Source organism: Flavobacterium aurantiibacter (genome assembly GCF_002251775.1).
In the GTDB taxonomy this organism is placed as follows: Bacteria; Bacteroidota; Bacteroidia; order Flavobacteriales; family Flavobacteriaceae; genus Flavobacterium; species Flavobacterium aurantiibacter.
The window spans coordinates 1-18,954 of sequence record NZ_NOXX01000214.1 but is presented as its reverse complement, the minus strand read 5'-3'; the positions used below and the strand labels follow the sequence as shown (position 1 = coordinate 18,954).

At 41.2% G+C, this 18,954-nt stretch carries 12 protein-coding genes; 6 read left to right on the top strand and 6 right to left on the bottom strand.

Going from position 1 to position 18,954, the window contains the following annotated elements; all coding sequences use genetic code 11:
- Window positions 1-58 precede the first annotated feature (58 nt).
- Genes msrB (CHX27_RS11985) through CHX27_RS11975 form a run of 3 tightly spaced genes read right to left on the bottom strand, consistent with a single transcriptional unit; the run spans window position 59 to window position 1,720 of the window.
- Complete coding sequence (msrB, locus tag CHX27_RS11985) at window positions 59-451, bottom strand: peptide-methionine (R)-S-oxide reductase MsrB (RefSeq protein ID WP_094487013.1); 393 nt, start codon at window positions 449-451, stop codon at window positions 59-61.
- The gene (msrB, locus tag CHX27_RS11980) at window positions 448-951 is read right to left on the bottom strand and encodes a peptide-methionine (R)-S-oxide reductase MsrB (RefSeq protein WP_094487012.1); all 504 of its coding nucleotides are present in this window, start codon (window positions 949-951) and stop codon (window positions 448-450) included. Before msrB (CHX27_RS11980) ends, msrB (CHX27_RS11985) begins: the two co-directional genes overlap by 4 nt.
- Window positions 952-961: 10 nt before the next feature.
- Window positions 962-1,720: an alpha/beta fold hydrolase gene (locus tag CHX27_RS11975; RefSeq protein ID WP_243388996.1), complete on the bottom strand. Its 759-nt coding sequence runs from the start codon at window positions 1,718-1,720 to the stop codon at window positions 962-964.
- A gap of 185 nt (window positions 1,721-1,905) precedes the next feature.
- Here CHX27_RS11975 and CHX27_RS11970 point away from each other — a divergent pair, with 185 nt between their 5' ends.
- The 6 genes from CHX27_RS11970 (at window position 1,906) to CHX27_RS15830 (ending at window position 12,056) form a co-directional block, all read left to right on the top strand.
- Window positions 1,906-3,837 carry an alpha-1,4-glucan--maltose-1-phosphate maltosyltransferase gene (locus tag CHX27_RS11970; protein WP_094487010.1) on the top strand — a complete coding sequence of 644 codons (1,932 nt, stop codon included), beginning with the start codon at window positions 1,906-1,908 and terminating at the stop codon, window positions 3,835-3,837.
- Between the two features lie 2 nt (window positions 3,838-3,839).
- Window positions 3,840-5,474, top strand: coding sequence for a maltokinase N-terminal cap-like domain-containing protein (locus tag CHX27_RS11965; protein WP_094487009.1), 1,635 nt, complete (start codon window positions 3,840-3,842; stop codon window positions 5,472-5,474).
- Between the two features lie 5 nt (window positions 5,475-5,479).
- Entirely contained in the window at window positions 5,480-6,301 is an 822-nt protein-coding gene (locus CHX27_RS11960) for a hypothetical protein (RefSeq protein ID WP_094487008.1), read from the top strand.
- A 29-nt stretch (window positions 6,302-6,330) separates the two neighbouring features.
- Window positions 6,331-8,238 (top strand): 1,4-alpha-glucan branching protein GlgB, encoded by a 1,908-nt coding sequence (glgB, locus tag CHX27_RS11955; protein ID WP_094487007.1) that lies wholly within the window; start codon window positions 6,331-6,333, stop codon window positions 8,236-8,238.
- Window positions 8,239-8,995: 757 nt separating this feature from the next.
- On the top strand, window positions 8,996-10,939 hold the full coding sequence (gyrB, locus tag CHX27_RS11950) for a DNA topoisomerase (ATP-hydrolyzing) subunit B (RefSeq protein WP_094487006.1): 1,944 nt from the start codon (window positions 8,996-8,998) through the stop codon (window positions 10,937-10,939).
- Window positions 10,875-12,056: a DUF6588 family protein gene (locus CHX27_RS15830; RefSeq protein WP_449403968.1), complete on the top strand. Its 1,182-nt coding sequence runs from the start codon at window positions 10,875-10,877 to the stop codon at window positions 12,054-12,056. The genes gyrB and CHX27_RS15830 overlap by 65 nt, the downstream gene beginning before the upstream one ends.
- Before the next feature lie 120 nt (window positions 12,057-12,176).
- On the opposite strand, the gene CHX27_RS11940 is transcribed toward CHX27_RS15830, so the two are convergent.
- The 3 genes from CHX27_RS11940 to CHX27_RS11930 all read right to left on the bottom strand — a co-directional run bounded on the left by CHX27_RS11940 (window position 12,177) and on the right by CHX27_RS11930 (window position 18,808).
- On the bottom strand, window positions 12,177-14,954 hold the full coding sequence (locus CHX27_RS11940; protein ID WP_094487005.1) for a gluzincin family metallopeptidase: 2,778 nt from the start codon (window positions 14,952-14,954) through the stop codon (window positions 12,177-12,179).
- 74 nt (window positions 14,955-15,028) lie between these two features.
- Window positions 15,029-15,757, bottom strand: coding sequence for an LOG family protein (locus CHX27_RS11935; protein WP_094487004.1), 729 nt, complete (start codon window positions 15,755-15,757; stop codon window positions 15,029-15,031).
- A gap of 351 nt (window positions 15,758-16,108) precedes the next feature.
- Window positions 16,109-18,808 (bottom strand): T9SS type A sorting domain-containing protein, encoded by a 2,700-nt coding sequence (locus CHX27_RS11930; protein ID WP_094487003.1) that lies wholly within the window; start codon window positions 18,806-18,808, stop codon window positions 16,109-16,111.
- Window positions 18,809-18,954: the final 146 nt, after the last annotated feature.

Sequence of the window (18,954 nt, the reverse complement as noted above, 5' to 3'; positions counted from 1 at the left end):
TTCAATTTATTTTACTTCAAATAATTTCACCCAACGGGTTAATTTTAAATTAAATAAATCACTCATTCAAAAAATCAATACTCAACGAATTCACACAATAACGCGTTCCGGTTTCAGTCGGACCGTCATCAAATACGTGTCCTAAATGCGAACCGCAACTTGCACAAAGAATTTCCGTGCGTATCATACCATGCGAACGATCCTCCACATACGCAACCTTCCCAGGGATCGACGCATCAAAAGACGGCCAGCCACAATGTGCATTAAACTTCGTGGCGCTTTCAAACAGAGGCGTTTTACAAGCTCCACAAACATACGTTCCCGATTCAAAATGCAAGTTGTACTTGCCACTGTGCGGAAACTCTGTTCCTTTTCCTCTTAAAATTTTGTAGCGCTCTGGCCCTAGTTCTGCGAGCCATTCTTGTTCGGTTTTATTTATAGGATAACTCATCGCTGTTTTTTTTCAGGTACAAATGTTATAGAAATCGAATTTGTGCAAAAACGTTTACCCGTTGTTTCGGTCGGCCCGTCGTCGAAAACGTGTCCCAAATGTCCGTCGCACTTCGCACAGGTAACTTCAGTGCGCACCATTCCGAAACTATTGTCTTGTGTGTATTTCACGCTGCCTTTAATCGCTTGATCAAACGAAGGCCATCCGCAATCGCTTTTAAATTTCGAATCCGAAGTAAACAAGACATTTCCGCAAGCCGCGCAAGCATAATGTCCTTTTTCAAAATGATCGACATACACACCAGTGAAAGGTCGCTCGGTTCCTTTCTCGCGTAAAACCTCGTACTGTTCCGGCGTGAGTACTTTCTGCCACTCGGCGTCGGTTTTTGGCAATTCAGACTTTGCTCCAACTGCCGGTTCCGACTTTGAAGTGGTTTTAGTTTGTCCATTGCAAGATGTCAATTGAAACAGCAATACAAACATTAAAATGAATCTTTTCATAAAACGTCTTTTAGTTATCTATACGTAAAAAATCGGCTATTTGGCTGATAACGTCGGCATCACCTAAAATCTTGCGATGTCCCAAACGCTCGGTAATTAGCAAGGTTCCGTTTTCTAACTTTTCTGCAATAGCGTACGCACAAGTCACCGGAACATCATCGTCTTGCTTATCGTGCACAATCAGCGTTGGCTGTTTTACTCCTGCCGCTGCCACCGAAGCCGATAAATCGTGCATCTTCATCTGGTATTTCTTTTCAAAATAATTTTGCATACGCTTGGCATAACTTTCGTCGAGTCCGAGCTGCTTCACAAAATCCAATATGATGTCGTAAATAACATCGCCCGCACCAATCGTTACCAATTTTTCCACTTCCAAACCGCGAACGGCCGCGTTTAAAATCGACATACCGCCCAAAGAATGCCCAACGGCAGAGTAAAAACCACCGAATTCTTTCTGCAACTGCAAAATACTCGCAATAAATTCGATCATCAGCGTCGTTTTCCCGGTCGATCTGCCGTGCGACGGACCATCGAAGCTTACCACTCGAAAACCCATTTTTGTCAAACGTTCGGCAATTTTAAACAATTGAGTACCGCGACCACTCCAACCGTGCGAAATCAGAATCGTTTGCGAACCGCTTCCGTAAACGTACACTTCGATTTCTTTTTGAATGGCATCTATATAAATACGTTGGTGCGTAGTCTTTCGGTCGTAGTCGAGTTCTCGTTTGGGAATGTCGTGTCGGAGCGGACTAATGAATAATTTCACTGCAAATCGAGTTGCCAATTTCGGTGAAATAACTGCTAATAATTTGGCGGAACGCCTTATGGCTATTGGAATTTTCAATGCAAAAATACGTTTAGTGAAATTCTTTGCTTTTTTCGCAAAACTTCACGCAAGTTACCGCATTATCGAATTTTTGCTAAATTTCCGTGTCATAAAAAAAACACAAAATGCGCAATCAAACCCGAATTATCATTGAAAACGTAAAACCACAACTCGACAACGGGGCATTTGCCATCAAACGCATTGTTGGGCAATATATTCACGTAACCGCTGATGTTTTTGGCGACGGTCACGATATGATCGAAGTTGCATTAAAATACAAACACGAATCCGATAAAAATTGGTCGGAAGTACGCATGAAACCTACACAAAACGATGGCTATGAAGCTACGTTTCAAGTTGAAAAACAAGGTTTCTACACCTATCAAATCGAAGGCTGGGTCGATTATGCACTCAATTGGCAACACGGAACTGAACGTAAAATTCACGATTCGCAACACGTAAAATCCGAATTACTGGAAGGCGCCGAATATGTGAAAGCCATTCAAAAACAAGCTACCAAAGAAGAAAAAGTTTATTTAAAAGAAGTCGAAAAGATTTTTAAGTCTGAAAAAGACTATCACGAAGCGATTCAACACGCAATGTCGCCCGAACTAACCGCTATTTTCAAAAAATATCCCGAACGTTTCCTTGCCAATACATCAGCTGAATTACAAGCCTACGTTGATCGTAAGAAAGCATTGTTCAGTACGTGGTACGAATTTTTTCCGCGTTCAGCGTCACAAGAAACCGGCAAACACGGAACATTTAAAGATTGTGAACGATTGCTGCCGCGCGTCGCCGAAATGGGATTCGACACTTTGTACTTCCCTCCTATTCATCCGATCGGCGAAGTAAACCGTAAAGGAAAAAATAATGCAACGAATGCCGAACCAGGCGATGTGGGTTCTCCCTGGGGTATCGGTTCTCAATACGGCGGTCATAAAGCCACGCATCCCGATTTAGGAACTATCGACGACTTCAAAGCGCTTGTGCAAGCCGCGAAAGCTCTAGGAATCGAAGTAGCCATGGATTACGCCTTGCAAGCAGCTCCCGATCATCCTTGGGTAAAAGAACACAAAGAATGGTTTAAATGGCGTCCGGACGGAACTGTACAATATGCAGAAAATCCTCCAAAGAAATATCAAGATATTCAGCCCATTTATTTCGAATCATCAGATTGGGAGAATTTGTGGAACGAACTTTTATCTACAGCGCTATTTTGGATTGAAGAATGCGATATCAAAGTATTCCGCGTGGATAACCCACACACAAAACCCTTCTATTTCTGGGGTTGGTTGATTTCTGAAATAAAGAAAAAACATCCCGATGTGTTGTTCCTTTCAGAGGCTTTCACGCGTCCTAAAATCATGAACGAGCTCGCAAAGCAAGGATTTACACAATCGTACACCTATTTTACTTGGCGAAACACCAAACAAGAATTACAACAATACGTTGAAGAGCTCACTCAAACCGAGCAAAAAGAGTTTTACCGCCCGAATTTCTGGCCAAACACACCCGATATTAATCCGTTTGGCTTGCAATTTGCCAACGAAAGCAAACATTTACAACGCTATTTCTTAGCCGCTACGTTGAGTTCGAGTGTGGGTATTTACGGTCCGGTTTTCGAATATATGGTCTCCACACCTATGGCAGCCGGCAAAGAAGAGTATCTAAATTCCGAAAAATACGAAGTGTATCACTGGGATTGGAACCACAAAAACAAACTGATTATGTTAATCACACGTTTGAACTTCCTACGCCGTGCACACGAATCGCTACAACAAACCAATAACATAATTTTCTGCGATACGGGCAGCGACAGCGTAATGGCGTACATTAAGTATAACGACAATTTCTCTGACCGCACTTTAATGGTTGTTAGCTTGAATGATCAGTTTCCGATTCAAACCAGCGTGCGTATTCCGATAGAAAAAATCGGAAGTAATCCGTTGCAACTCACCGATCAAATCACAGGAAATACCTATTGGTGGGATAAAGAATGGAATTTTGTGGAGTTGAAACCCGAATTGCCTTTTCATTTGTTTAAAATCGCATAACCATGAGCGAAAGCAAACTCAATCTGGAAGAATATCAAAATCCGTTTGTTTTCAAAACCGACTGGAAAACAGCTTTTGAAGATGCCGAATTTGTCAAAATATTTTCGTCTGATATTCTCGAAAATTACATCATCAATAAACGTTGGTACGGCGGAAAAGCAAGTACACTAAAGTACATCGAAGTTGTCGAGCACTTTAAGATAACGAGCAAGAAGAACACCTATTACGGCGTGTTATTAGAAGTAAATTTCAAGGAAGCATTCTACCAGCATTATTTCATGCCTATTTCGTTTATGGCCGCCGATGAGTTGGATACCAGTACCATAATCGCGCCTGTGAAAATGAATGGCTTGGAGGGATTTTTAGTTGATGCGTTACATCAAGAAGACTTTCGTAAATTGCTGTTCGATAGAATTTTAATCGGCAAAGACAAAGAGTCGTCTAAAGTAAAATTCCATCGTGGAGAAAAGCTAGAAGAAGCTGCCTACGAGTCGTCGCGCTTTATGGGTGTTGAACAATCAAACACCTCGATTATCTTCAACAACAAATTGGTTTTGAAGATTTTCCGACGTATTTACATCAGTACGAATCCAGATTACGAAATCAGTCGTTTTCTTACCGAACGCATGGATTTCAAGAGTTCGCCTGCATACTACGGCTCTATAAGTGTTGGCTTAATTGAAGGCAACATCACCTTAGGACTCATGCAAGAATTAGTTCCAAATCAAGGTGATGCTTGGCAATTTATGTTAGATGAATGCGACCGTATTTTCTCCAATTTAGCGATTCGTAAAATTAAAACCGCAAAGCTTCCAGAAATAGAGCTTTTCAAACGATTGAAAATCAACGAAGTTCCTCATGAAATCATCGATTGGGCTGGGCTATCCATTTTCCTTCGCATTCATACACTAGCCACACGAACTGCCGAAATGCACATCGCGCTTGGCGGCGATATTCACGATACCGCTTTCACTCCTACCACGTATAACGGCGATTATACCGTTTGGCTCAAAAACCGCCTCACATATCAGTTCCAAAACCGATTGAATATCCTAGAAAATAATTTGCACAAACTCGACGGACTTGCGCTCGAATTAGCGAATCAGTTTCTTGACAATAAAAAGGAAATCCGCAAAGTATTTTTAGATTTCGATTGGACGAAAATGAAATCGGAACGCATTCGTATTCACGGCGATTACCATTTAGGTCAGGTATTGGTGAACGGCGAAGATTTCTATTTGCTTGATTTTGAAGGCGAACCAGAAAGCACCATCCGCGATCGTAAGGTAAAACAACCACCGTTAAAAGACGTTGCAGGTATGTTTCGATCTTTTCACTACGCGATTTACGCCACGATTTTCAACAACAAGGACAAATATCCGTACTCACAAGAAGAACTTTTCCAAGCCGGCGAAGTGCTGTTTAACTACTTTGTAGGCGTATTTTTACAAACCTACACCGAAGTGGCGCAAGCGGGTAATTTAAATATCGGCTATAAAAAAGAAATCGACTTCCTTCTAAAATACTGCATACTCGAAAAAGCGGTCTACGAACTGGGTTACGAACTCAACTCGCGTCCGCGTTGGGCTGTGATTCCACTTAGCGGAATTGCTAGTATTATGCATTTTAATAATTAATCAACATGAGTTTTTCGCTTAAAGAATTATACGAAAGTGCCGAAGAGCGGATAACAAATCCATTTGTAGGATCATTTATATTATCTTTTTTAGCGATTAATTGGGAGATCACTTTTACATTATTTTTTGGAGATGATTCGTATTATCAGCAGGTATATGCTGGCTCTAAGTACCTATTTTTAAAAAAACAATTTGAAACTGCTAATTATATTGTTCCTCTATTAATTGCAATTATATTTCCATTAGTTAAATTACTTCTTAACCTATTGGTTGTGTATTTTTCTACTCTTGCAAATGAATATGAACTAAAAATTCTAAAAGATAAAGGGATATCCACAAACCTATACTTTGACCTCAGAGATAAGTATTTAGAGAAAATAGAAGAGGCTCAAAAACTAGTTGCAAATGAAAAACATATCCAATCAGAAAATGACAGGATGAGGGAATCTGTAGATTTGTATGTTGGTAATTTAAAAAAGCTTGAAGAAAGTAAAAATGAAATGCAGCAACAATTCGACAAGCTAGATGATGTGACAATGATTAATGGTGATTATGTTTTAGATGTTGAAACATCCATTCAGAAAAAGTTCATAAAATTTGAATCAGGAATGCTTGTTGAAACAGACGCTTATGATTTTAAAACGGAATATTACATTGAAAACTTTTGTTACAACAAAAAACAAGGAGTAGTCACTTTTAATAAATTCAAAAAAGATCTTGATGAAACTATGCGATATCAAAATTTAATTTCTTGCCGATATTCAATATTTGAAAATGGTTTGGAAGGACATGAAAATGGTGTCAAAGTGAAGTACAACAGAAGATAAATCACAAATTAAGTCAACAACTAAAAACTATGAACCAAACCAAATCTTTTTCCCTATTTACAGACTTCGACATCGATTTATTCAAGGCTGGAAAACACTTTCAGCTGTACGAAAAATTGGGTGCACATCCGCTAACTGTCGATGGCGTCGAAGGCGTTTACTTTGCCGTTTGGGCGCCAAGTGCGCGAACTGTTTCGGTCATTGGCGACTTCAATTATTGGGTTCAAGGCGAAAATCAACTTTTCGTTCGCTGGGATTCATCAGGTATTTGGGAAGGATTTATTCCAAACGTAAAAGCCGGAACACGCTATAAATTTAAAATCCAATCGCATAACGGACTCATAACCGAAAAAGCCGATCCGTTTGCGTTTTATTGTGAAATGCCACCGAATACAGCGTCAATCGTTTGGAAACACAATTACAAGTGGAAAGACGATGCCTGGATGAAAAAACGCGCAAAAGTCAACCAACTTAACCAGCCGTTTTCAGTGTACGAAGTGCATTTGGGCTCGTGGCGCCGACCTGGAGACGGCAGAAAATTCCTGAACTACGAAGAATTAGGCGATCAGCTTGTAGAATACGTGCTCGAAACCGGATTTACGCATGTTGAATTCATGCCGGTTATGGAATATCCGTACGATCCGTCTTGGGGTTATCAATTGGTAGGCTATTTCGCGCCAACATCGCGATTCGGAAATCCAGACCAATTTGCACTTTTAGTTGATAAATTACACCAAGCAGGTATTGGTGTGATACTCGATTGGGTGCCCTCACACTTTCCCGACGATGCCCACGGTCTCGGATTTTTCGACGGCTCGCATTTATACGAACATCCCGACCGCCGAAAAGGCTATCATCCCGATTGGAAAAGCTTGGTGTTCAACTACGGACGCAATGAAGTACGCTCGTTTTTAATAAGCAACGCCATTTTCTGGTTACAGCAGTTTCATGTCGACGGACTCCGCGTGGATGCCGTTGCCTCGATGCTTTATCTCGATTATTCCCGAAAAGACGGCGAATGGGAACCCAACATTTTTGGCGGACGCGAAAACCTCGAAACCATCAGCTTTTTGAAAGATTTTAACGAAGCCGTGTACTCAAATTTCGACGGAGTTCAAACGATAGCCGAAGAAAGCACGGCGTTTCCAATGGTGAGTCGGCCTACTTTTGCCGGCGGTCTCGGCTTTGGTATGAAGTGGATGATGGGCTGGATGCACGACACTTTGCAGTATTTCAAAAAGGAAACCGTGTATCGAAAATACCATCAGAACGATCTTACGTTTTCAATGACCTATGCGTTTTCAGAAAACTTTATGTTGCCGCTTTCGCACGACGAAGTGGTGTACGGAAAGCATTCCATTTTAGGTCGTATGGTTGGCGACGAGTGGCAGCGTTTTGCAAATTTACGCCTATTGTACGGTTATATGTTTACACATCCGGGAACAAAATTATTGTTTATGGGCGCCGAGTTCGGACAAAGTTCCGAGTGGAATTTCGAAGGAAGTTTAGACTGGCATTTGCTTCAATTTGGCTACCACAGCGGCATAAAAGCTACGATTACTGCACTAAATAAACTCTACAAGTCGGAACCAGCACTGCACGAAAAGCAGTTTAGCCCCGAAGGATTTGAGTGGATAAACTACTCCGATCATCAAAATGCGGTTTTGTCGTACATCCGTAAAGGCGAAAATGCAAAGGATGATTTGGTGATTGTCTGCAACATGACTCCTGTAGTCCGCCCTGGTTACCGCATTGGCGTTCCCGCGAAAGGAAAGCTAAAGGAGCTTTTCAATTCCGATCAGTTGGCGTATGGCGGTAGCGGCGTAGTAAACGACAAAGCCATAAAAATCGACGATCAAGCTTGGGACGGTCGCGCACAGTCGGCTGCGGTAAACTTACCACCCTTGGGAGTCGCCGTTTTTAAAATAAGTAAATAAGCTGCGCTCGACATAAAAATCGAATTCACGTTAATGAGTTTTTGGGCGTTCCGGCGGGTCGTGCCTCCGGCGCCGTCGGGCTATTCGCGGCAATTCAAGTGCGCCGTTTGGGCGTTTTTTCAAGCTGTAAATCGGCTTCTTGGGTCGCCGCTTCACCGCTGCAAAAACTGCCCACGGCACACTTTCATTTCTGCTGCTATCCCTAACGCAAAACAGACTGTACTCTATTTTGAACTTTGAAAAACAAATAAATTAGCACTAGTCTTCACAAAACAGAATCTTCTAACTTGCATTAAATGGATGTGCGAGTTTCCGAATCTAGCTGTTAAGCCGCACTATCATTGAAGTTTTTCCTTCAAAAAAAGAGACAAGCATACTCAAGAACCTGTCTAATTAACAACGAAAAGGAACAGTGCTTCTATAACTGCGAATTAATTTAAATACCAATATCACTTAAAAAATTGGGCTGCACGTTCATCAACCCGACAAACACAGTTCTACTAATATCGGTATGAAGACCACTACCAATAGTAATGTAAGAAACTAAATGCCAGTTTATTATCAGACTATTACCATCTACATCATTCATACTAAAATCGAAATTGATTAAAATCTTGACAAAAAAATCACAAACTTGCGCATTTATCAAGCTATTTTGTTGATAACTTAACGCGTGAACAGCTTAAAAGCAGGCTTCGGTTTACAGCCAATTTCTATATTTGCTCGTTAAACAATTTACAAGACCATTAGCTGTATTATGAGCGAAGAAAAAGAGAAAAAGCACAATTATTCAGCAGACAGTATTCAAGCCCTCGAAGGGATGGAACACGTGCGTATGCGCCCATCGATGTACATTGGCGATGTTGGCGTACGCGGTTTACACCACCTCGTTTACGAAGTTGTTGACAACTCGATCGACGAGGCTATGGGAGGACACTGCGATACCATATCCGTTGCCATTAACGAAGATGGTTCTGTAACCGTGGAAGACAACGGTCGCGGAATCCCTGTCGATATGCACAAAAAAGAAGGCGTTTCGGCGCTTGAAGTCGTAATGACAAAAATTGGTGCGGGCGGTAAATTCGACAAAGACTCCTATAAAGTATCGGGTGGATTGCACGGTGTGGGAGTATCGGTCGTAAACGCTCTTTCAGTAAATATGAAATCGACTGTCTTTAGAGACGGTAAAATATACGAGCAAGAATACGAGCGCGGTAAAGCCTTATATCCCGTTAAGCAAATTGGGGAAACCGACAAGCGCGGAACACGACAAACTTTCTATCCTGATCCGCTTATCTTTCAGCAAACTATCGAGTTTTCGTACGATACCCTAGCGTCTCGTATGCGCGAGCTTTCCTTCCTTAATAAAGGAATTACCATCACTTTCACCGATTTTAGAAACTTGGATAAAGATGGGAATCCGATTTCGGAAACCTTTCACTCCGACGAAGGTTTGAAAGAGTACATTCGTTACCTGGATGGAAATCGCGAGCCTATTATTTCACACGTGATTTCCATGGACAACGATAAGTCAGAAATCCCAGTTGAAGTAGCCTTGATTTACAATACAAGTTACACAGAGAACATTTTCTCGTACGTAAACAACATCAACACACACGAAGGAGGAACGCATTTACAAGGTTTCCGTTCGGGATTGACGCGTACACTTAAAAAATACGCCGATGCTTCTGGATTGTTAGATAAACTAAAATTCGAAATTACTGGCGACGATTTTCGTGAAGGCTTAACAGCAATTATTTCAGTAAAAGTTGCCGAACCACAATTTGAAGGACAAACCAAAACAAAACTCGGTAACCGAGAAGTAGTTTCGCCTGTTTCGCAAGCTGTAGGTGAAATGTTGGAAAATTATTTGGAGGAAAATCCGAATGATGCGAAAATAATTATTCAAAAAGTAATTCTTGCAGCCCAGGCACGTCACGCAGCGAAAAAAGCACGCGAGATGGTGCAACGTAAAACCGTAATGGGCGGCGGCGGATTACCCGGTAAGTTATCGGATTGTTCTGAGCAAGATCCAGCAAAGTGCGAAATCTACCTCGTCGAGGGAGATTCGGCGGGTGGTACTGCTAAACAAGGTAGAGATCGTAACTTCCAAGCTATTCTTCCTTTGCGAGGTAAAATTCTCAACGTCGAAAAAGCCATGCAGCACAAAGTGTTTGAAAATGAAGAAATTCGAAACATTTTTACTGCTTTAGGTGTGACGATTGGAACAGCCGAAGATTCGAAAGCATTGAATTTAGAGAAGCTGCGCTACCATAAAGTTATTATTATGTGTGATGCCGACGTCGATGGTAGCCACATTTCAACATTGATTTTAACGTTCTTCTTCCGCTTTATGAAAGAACTCATCGAGCAAGGACACGTATATATTGCTGCTCCACCGCTTTACCTGGTAAAAAAGGGTAACAAGAAAGAGTATGCCTGGAATGATATCCAACGCGATCAAGCCAACGAACGTATGGGCGGAAATGCAGGAATCCAGCGCTATAAGGGTCTTGGAGAAATGAACGCAGAACAATTGTGGGAAACAACGATGGATCCTAACTTTAGAACATTACGTCAAGTTACAATCGACAGTTTAGCTGAAGCCGACCAAATTTTCTCGATGTTGATGGGCGATGAAGTTCCACCACGTCGCGACTTCATTGAAAAGAATGCAGTTTACGCAAAAATTGATGCGTAAATCAGGAGGTTACATACTAGCCTTCTTTGTTACAGCTGTTTCTGCGAGAGCACAAAACACCACGATAACTGAAATCGGGAATCTGATTCAAGATGCCCTTCTTCTTACAGATCGATACATTACTCCAGCAACCGACGCAGCAGTATATCAAGCTGCGTCGAGCTGGGTAAATACACCGCGGCATTTGGATCGCTGGGACGTAAATGTTGGGCTGCATTTTAACGCTTTTTTTGTTCCCCATCGCGACCAAACTTTTACGCTCAATCAAAACGAGCTTAAATTTTTTCAAATTAGCGAAGGAACGCAAGTAATAACACCGACAACACTTGGCGACGACCAATATGTCACGCTTACCGGAACACTAAATGATGAACCCGTAAGCATGCGTACACCCGAAGGAGTAGATCGTGAAACAATCTTTTACCCGTATATTCAAGCTAGTGTAGGCTTAGGTTTTGGAACCGATTTCATAGCGAAAATTGCTCCGCGAACCATTTTAAAAAATGTAGAATATCAAGTTGGCGGTTTCGGTTTAAAACATACAATTAGCAGGTATTTTAAGAAAATAGAAGCGCAAAAAATTTACATCTCAGCGTTCGCAGGTTACTCTAAAGAAGATATCACCGTAGAATTTTTAGACGTACAAACTGGTTTTGGAAATTTAGGCTTGACTGCGCTCAATAGCGATATAAATACCTACCAATTTCAGCTCAACGGTTCAAAAGTTTGGAAGAAATTCGAACTAATTAGTGCCGTGATTTTCAACAGTAGCGATTTCAAATACACCGTTTCTGGAAATCGAGGAGCGATTGAAGACGTATTTCCCCTCCAAAGCACTGTGAATACAGCACTAGAAACCCTAAAAAAAACAAAGACGAATATAATTGGCGAAATTAGTGGTCGATACCAATTAAAGAACTTTTACNGACAAGCTCAGGCACCGGCCTTCGACAAGCTCAGGCACCGGCCTTCGACAAGCTCAGGCACCGGCCTTCGACAAGCTCAGGCACCAGCCTTCGACAAGCTCAGGCACCAGCCTTCGACAGGCTCAGGCACCGGCCTTCGACAAGCTCAGGCACCAAAGATACGTGGGTTGAATCGGGAACATGATACGTAAAAGGCTGAATTCATTAGCGTTAGCTTCTAGAAGTACCACAATGTTCCACAGGATGCTTCATAACACACAATGTCTGGATCTCTAGGTGTACTGGTAGAAACCGTGCTCGCTGAAATGCCATCAAAACCACTTTCTTGTAAAAAGCGATAATAGGATTTTAGGATCAAGAGTAACTATAAACCTAATTTTCTCTTGGTAGTTGGGTTGCGCAATTTCCCAGCCGTTCGATGAGTTAACCGGTAAATACACTTCGAAGAAGTCGGTTACTAAATTTAGTCGAATACCGCTGTCGTAAATAAAAGTTGCGCTCGTGTTGCGGCTTTTGGTAACGGCTGCGTCGCCGTACAGTTCGATCCAGTTCCAAACACCAATTCCGGCATTTAGCGACGTAATCCATTGGTTGCTAAATCGTTGAGGTAAAATCGATTTAAATGCGGCGTCTGTTAGAATTATCTGTTGGCTAAAGATTCCAGTGCTTTCTGAACGTCCGTAGTACATATAATCGAAAAGGTAGTCTGTGGGTCGGTCGATACCAAAGCTAAAGTAGTCGGATGTTGTTCGATTTGATAAAAACGTTCCTCCGAAAAATCGCAGTGAAAGTTGGTGGTTTTTAGTTAGCAACTTTCTATAATCAACTTCCAAGGATACTTTACTGAAATCTTGCGAGAGTTGAAAATCGGGAGTAAATGAAAAGTGTTTTAGCACTTCCGACTTGCTGTAGTTGTATCGTACGTTAAAAACACTGTAGTTGTTAACGTCGTCTGGCGGATTTAAGAAGTAGGGTTGCTTTTGAACAAAGACGTTTCTCACCAGAAGCAACTGTTTCTCGTTGTTTCGGAAATTCGGATTGCGCCATCTTAGAAAAACTGCTGGATTAAGTTTTAAATACGATGCGTCGGGTGCGTAATGAAGAAACGAACCGGCGAACTGATATCGTAAGTTGAACCAGTTGCTGTTTCGAAAATTATGGTTTCCCGCAAAGGAGAAATGTCCGATAAGTCGTTGTGTATTTGGCGAATACATTGGATTCACGTCGAAATTAAACGGTTTATCAAGCATGGTTTTGTTGTGAAACCTTAGGCCGGGCGAAATTCCGTCGTACAAATTATACGATAAAGAAGGAACGTAAAGCACTTGATTAAAAAACGGCGCCTCAAGATCTTTCATTATTGCAAAGGTGAAAGGCTTGTTAAAGAGCGATTTATCGATTGCAGTGCTGTTGTTTCGTAGGTTGTACTCCGGGAACTCGTTTTTGTAGTTGAGAGCGAGTCGATTGGCTCCGTTTTTAGGCAGTTTATAGAGGGTGTCGGTGTTGGTCCAAATCCATTTTTTTTCAACGATTTCTTTCTTTTTCAGCAAGTAAACAGGAATTGGATATGAGGTTGTGCTGTTCGATTTTATTTTAAAGGAAACACTGTCTTTTTCTGTGTGAATGTCGCTGAAAGTGAAGTCGGTTGCATCTCGATTAACAATAAGGTTTTCAAATATTCTAATGGTTTTCTGATTTGAATTTTCAGATAAAATAGTTTTGAATGACTCAAAAGATTGTTCTTTTTGTGCGAGAAATTCGCGAACACTTTTCGAGATGCTTTCATTGTTTAGGTAGTCGTCTAGATAACGCAAAACAATTGCAAATTTAGCTCTGTTCGCAATGTTCTGATTGAATTTTATCTGTTGATCTGCTGGAAGATTGAGCGGTTGATCCAGGTTTTTACGTGCCATTAGCAGATAATGGTAGTGAAATTGGTCGTTAAACGAGACTTTGGATAGATTGAAGTTTGAGAACAATTTGTAATTACTCAAACGCCCTAGCATTTTTTGGTTTGAATGATAGGTGTCGATATATGCCATAAGTATGTAATGTGCGATCCCGTCTATCAGAAAACCATTGGTGCGTTTGTCAATCTCCGTATTTTTCTCAAGATATTTTTGAATAAAGACTTTTGCAAATTGAATTTCGAAAACAAATTCGTCGGAAAATGGGCGCAAGAATTTAGGTAGCTGATTGAGTCCGTAGAACGGTCGCTGATCGTAATCGGCTTTGGTAACCAGAATTTTTCCTTGCAAATTTTTGTTCAGGAAATCTTCGGTAAAATCGATGATGCGATTCATCGAAATGATTTTCTCGAATTCGTTTTTTCCGCTGAGCTTAATGTCGGTTACAACCATTAAATCGTTGTGCTGCACGGTGGTGAATCGGTTTTTTGCTGTGATGAAAAAATCGAAGTTTTTACTGTTGTTTTGGATGAAAACGTTTTCACTTGTTGGAATCAAATCGGTTGTTAATTCGAGTTGATACGGATTGTTAACAGTGAAATGCACATGAGTTGGTGCTACGGCAGCATCGGAACCGTTGTCGTTTTCGTAGGCTAAAAAACGACCGTCTTTAAAGGCGGCTGGCATTAAGAATACGTCGCGCAGCAGCAAACTACCGTTTTTTTCGTAGCCGAAGCCATTGAATTTTGCGGATGGAATTCGAAGTTGGTAATCGAAAGTAAGTTCGACGGATTTTCCTGGTAAGAGCGGTTCTTTTAATACAATTTTTAGCAAATCTTTTCCGTTGCCCATTTCAGAGTAGCTCGCAACGGCTCCTGTAATGGCATTTATTCGCGTGTATCCTTTTTCTGCTCGACCGGCGAGGAAGAAACTGCGCACAAACTCGTCGGAAAATCGTTGGGTTAGTGCCGATTTCTTTTGTGAATATGCGTTATTCCAATTGTAGAAAATAAGTTCGGTAAGTGGCTGCTGCGAATCGTTTTGGTAGGTGAATGTTTGTTTGACGTCAACAATCTTTTTTTCGATTGTTACATTTGCTTCAATAGAAGTTTGGTGCTGCGACCAGGCAACAACGGAAAACAATAATAAAGCGATTCGTAAAGCTCTTTGCAATAGCAACATGTTTTAGGGAATAGCCTACAGCCAAGTACAAAAACTCGTTTTGCCTTGCTTTATTGTATGCGTACCTACAAAAATTAGAAGTTCGGACTCAGCGTGTATTTCTTGTAGAAATTGTCGAGTACTTCAACGACTTCATCTTCGGTGTCTACAATTTTGATCAAATCGAGATCCCCGGGGCTTACGGTCGCGTATTTTTCTACTAAAATGGTTTTAATCCAATCCATTAATCCGCTCCAGAAGGTTTTTCCGACAAGAATTACAGGGAATTTTGCCACTTTTTTGGTTTGAATTAGCGTGATTGCTTCGAACATTTCGTCGAGTGTTCCGAAACCGCCGGGCATAACCACGAAGCCTTGCGAATATTTTACGAACATTACTTTTCGAACAAAGAAGTAATCGAAATTTAGGTTTTTATCGTGATCGATGTACGGATTGAAGTGTTGTTCGAAAGGGAGTTCGATGTTTAAGCCCACAGAAGTTCCGCCACCTAAGTGCGCGCCTTTGTTTCCGGCTTCCATGATACCTGGTCCGCCGCCCGTAATAACTCCGTAACCTGCTTTACTGATTTTGAAAGCAATTTTTTCGGCCAATTGATAATAGTGTTGGTCGGGCTTGGTACGTGCTGAACCGAAGATAGATACACACGGACCGATGCGTCCCATGGTTTCGTAACCGTTAACGAATTCGGCCATAATTTTAAAAATGGCCCAGCTGTCGTTGGTACGGATTTCCGTCCATGTTTTTTGTTTTAATCGGTCTTGGATGATTCTATCGTCGTCGTTGTCGAAATCTTCTACTCGCATAGTTTAAATTTTAATGAGCTTTCGCAGAAAAATAGCGTTTTCGAAAAAGCCGACCGCAAATTTAGTGAAAAAGCCTGTTTCGATTGACAACAGTTGTTAAGAAGCAATTTTTTATTTTTAAGTTATAGCTGTGCTTCATGATTTTTTTAATGATGTATTTTCTGCAACAGCGATTGGAAAAGAAAGCGTGCGGTGAATAAAAACGTACTGCTGCGTAGCGGATTTTGGCGACCAGCGGAAGCCGAAAGACCTGCTGCAGCAGTAGTTTTTGTTGCCGTACCTTTACTTGGAAAGCGCGGTGCCCGGCAAATTAATTTCCACGGGATTTCAGCCGGGCAGTTGCCCCAATTATTAATGTCTTACAATCAGTTTTTCGGTTTTGGTTTCGTTGTTTGCAAACGTAAGGTTAACCAAATAAATTCCGTTTGGAAGCTGGTTTACGTCAATTTGATTTCCGTTCATTTTTGTAGGAACAGATTTCCCATCGATGGTGAAAATTTCAGCTTTTGTGACCTCTTCGTTAAGCGAAATGCTGTTTGAAGCTGGATTTGGGTAGAAACTTGTTTTGTTTTTATCGAAATCGGAAGTGCTTAATACCGTATCGATGAAGAATTTAGCCAATGCAAAATCGGTTGTTCCTTGAGTTTCGCCTCCAATACCTGCTGCAATGGCTGTATTTCCGGAAACCAGCAGACGCACTATACCATCAGCTGCATTGTTTATATCGATGGCTAACTTACTGCCTTGAGCAAAAGCGATATCCAGAACGCCGTTACTGTTAACACGCATAACAGTGAAATCGAAGTCAGCATCATTAGTTTGACTAGAGCTTCCGCTGATCATGAGCTTTCCATTAGCATCTTCGTGCAAATCTCTTGGAAATCTAATTGTTTGGATGGCCAAAGGTAGATTACCGTCGCCAGCAAAAGTGGTGTCAAATTCGCCGTTAGAATTAAATCGGGTAATAAGTGCTTCTTCGTTTTCACCTATGGATGAGCAAACGGTAATTTTGCCATTTGGGCTAGCGAGTAGTGCTACTGGGTAATCGTATTCTGGGCCACCGAATGTAGCCGATCCGTTACCATTGAAGGTGGTGTCGAGCGTTCCGTTAGAGTTGTATCGGAAAACAATTACATCGGCATCGTTACCGTTAAAGATGGTTCCGGCAGCGATTATTTTTCCCGACGCAAGGGCTTTGATCTTAAATAAATTTTCTTGCTCTTGTGTAGTAGAAGGTAAATTAGAAGTTCCACCGGTTCCAAATGTATTGTCAAAACTGCCGTTAACGTTTAAACGAGTAAGTTTATAGTTCTCGGTGAAGCTAGATCCAATCGTATATATTTCGGTACCGGCAAGTAGTATCTTGCCATTGCTTAATACTTCGATATCATTGATTTTAGTGAAATTATCAGTAAAAAGAACAAAGCCATTTGTTCCGAAACTTGTATCGACAGTTCCGTTTGGATTAAGCTGCAAAACGTAGGAATAAACGTCGCCAGCAGCAACTATAATTTTTCCGTTTGGCAGTATTTCAATATCGGTAATATTGTAGTAAGGTGCTTGATTAAATACGCGTAGAATACCGTTATCAGCGAAAGACGTGTCGAGAGTTCCGTCGGCGTTGTATCGCAGTACTACTGAGCGCAATTCGTCATTAAAAAAGGCTACTCCAGCAACTACGATCTTGCCATCGGACTGTAGTTTGGCTACGTTCAACTCGTCGTAAGCAGAGTAAGGAAAGAAAAATTCTACTTTTCCGTCGGTGCTAAAACCGGTGTTTAGTGATCCGTTGCCGTTGATCTTGCAAAGGTATATTCTATCTTGAAAGAAAGATAAATCGGCATTTCCGGAAAACACGAGATTTCCGTCGTTGGCAATAGAAAAGTCGGCGATATTGTCGTTTAGATTAGAAAGAGTATATACCGTTTGCCCGTCGTTGTCGAATGTAGCATCTGCGCTGCCGTTTGAGTTAAAGCGAAAAGCGGTAACTTTTCTATAACTTATTGTATTTAAGGTGATTGAGGTTTCGGTAAAGTACATGTATTTTCCAGTAGGAAGTAATTTTAAGATACCTCTGTTTGAGAAAAAGTCATCCGGAGCATTGGCTATAGCAATGCCATCACTATCGAAAGTGGTATCGTAATTTCCGTTAACTGTGAGTCGGATTAAGTAAACTCGTGGTAAACTGTTCGAGTAAACTTCGTTCGCGAACAGTAGCTTGCCATCAGCTTGTGCAATAATATTGGAAGGCCGTGTTCCTACAGTTCCCGTGAAGGTAAACAATCGAAAACCAGTAGTGTTGAAGGTAGTATCGAGAAGTCCCGACGCGGTATACTTTGCAACGAAAGCTTGTGTGTCGGTTCCAATATTGACACCGTTTACAACGATTTTATCGTTACTTAGAATCGCGATAGAATTAGTTATTTCTGCAGCTCCTATATTTGATATTGTAGCGCCATTTGTTCCAAAACTTGTATCGATTGTGCCGTTGGTATTAAGTCGTGTTAAGCGGTAATCCTGTTGGTTTGCGTTGTAATAGGATAGTACTATAATTTTTCCATCGGCTTGTTGTGCAAAATCTACGAAGTAAACAATGCTTGAATTGTTTTCTGTATCGGTAATAATTTGGCCATTTATACCGAAAGAAGTATCGGATGTTCCGTTGGTTAAATAGCGTGCTACCGCAACGCCGGAACTGTCGCCACCACCAACAAGTATTTTACCATCTGGTTGCAGTATTAGTTTTTGAAAACCAGCCACACTTTCGTTTAGTACTCTTCCCGTACCATTGAAAGTAGTATCGAGTGTGCCGTCGGTATTGACACGAATTATAAATCCGTACACATGATTAAAGTTATTGAATCGGCCGGCGAGTACAATTTTTCCATCGGTTTGTGTAGCCTGACTGGTAATTGTGAAATCGGCTTGCCCGATATCTGTAAGTATTTTTCCGTTATTTCCGAATGTTACATCTAGATCGCCACTGTTTTGGGCAGACGATAGTCCGACTGAGAAAAGGAAACTCAGTAAAAAGGTAATTTTTTTATTCATAGAAATGTGCCATAGCGGCAATAGTTAGGTTTTAGCAAAAAGTTTTCAAAAGTAGTTTTTTTAAACATTATGGCTTCGGAAAAATCTTACAACTATATATATTTTTCACTACTGTCCGATAAAAACTAAAGTTAGTCATTTTTCGA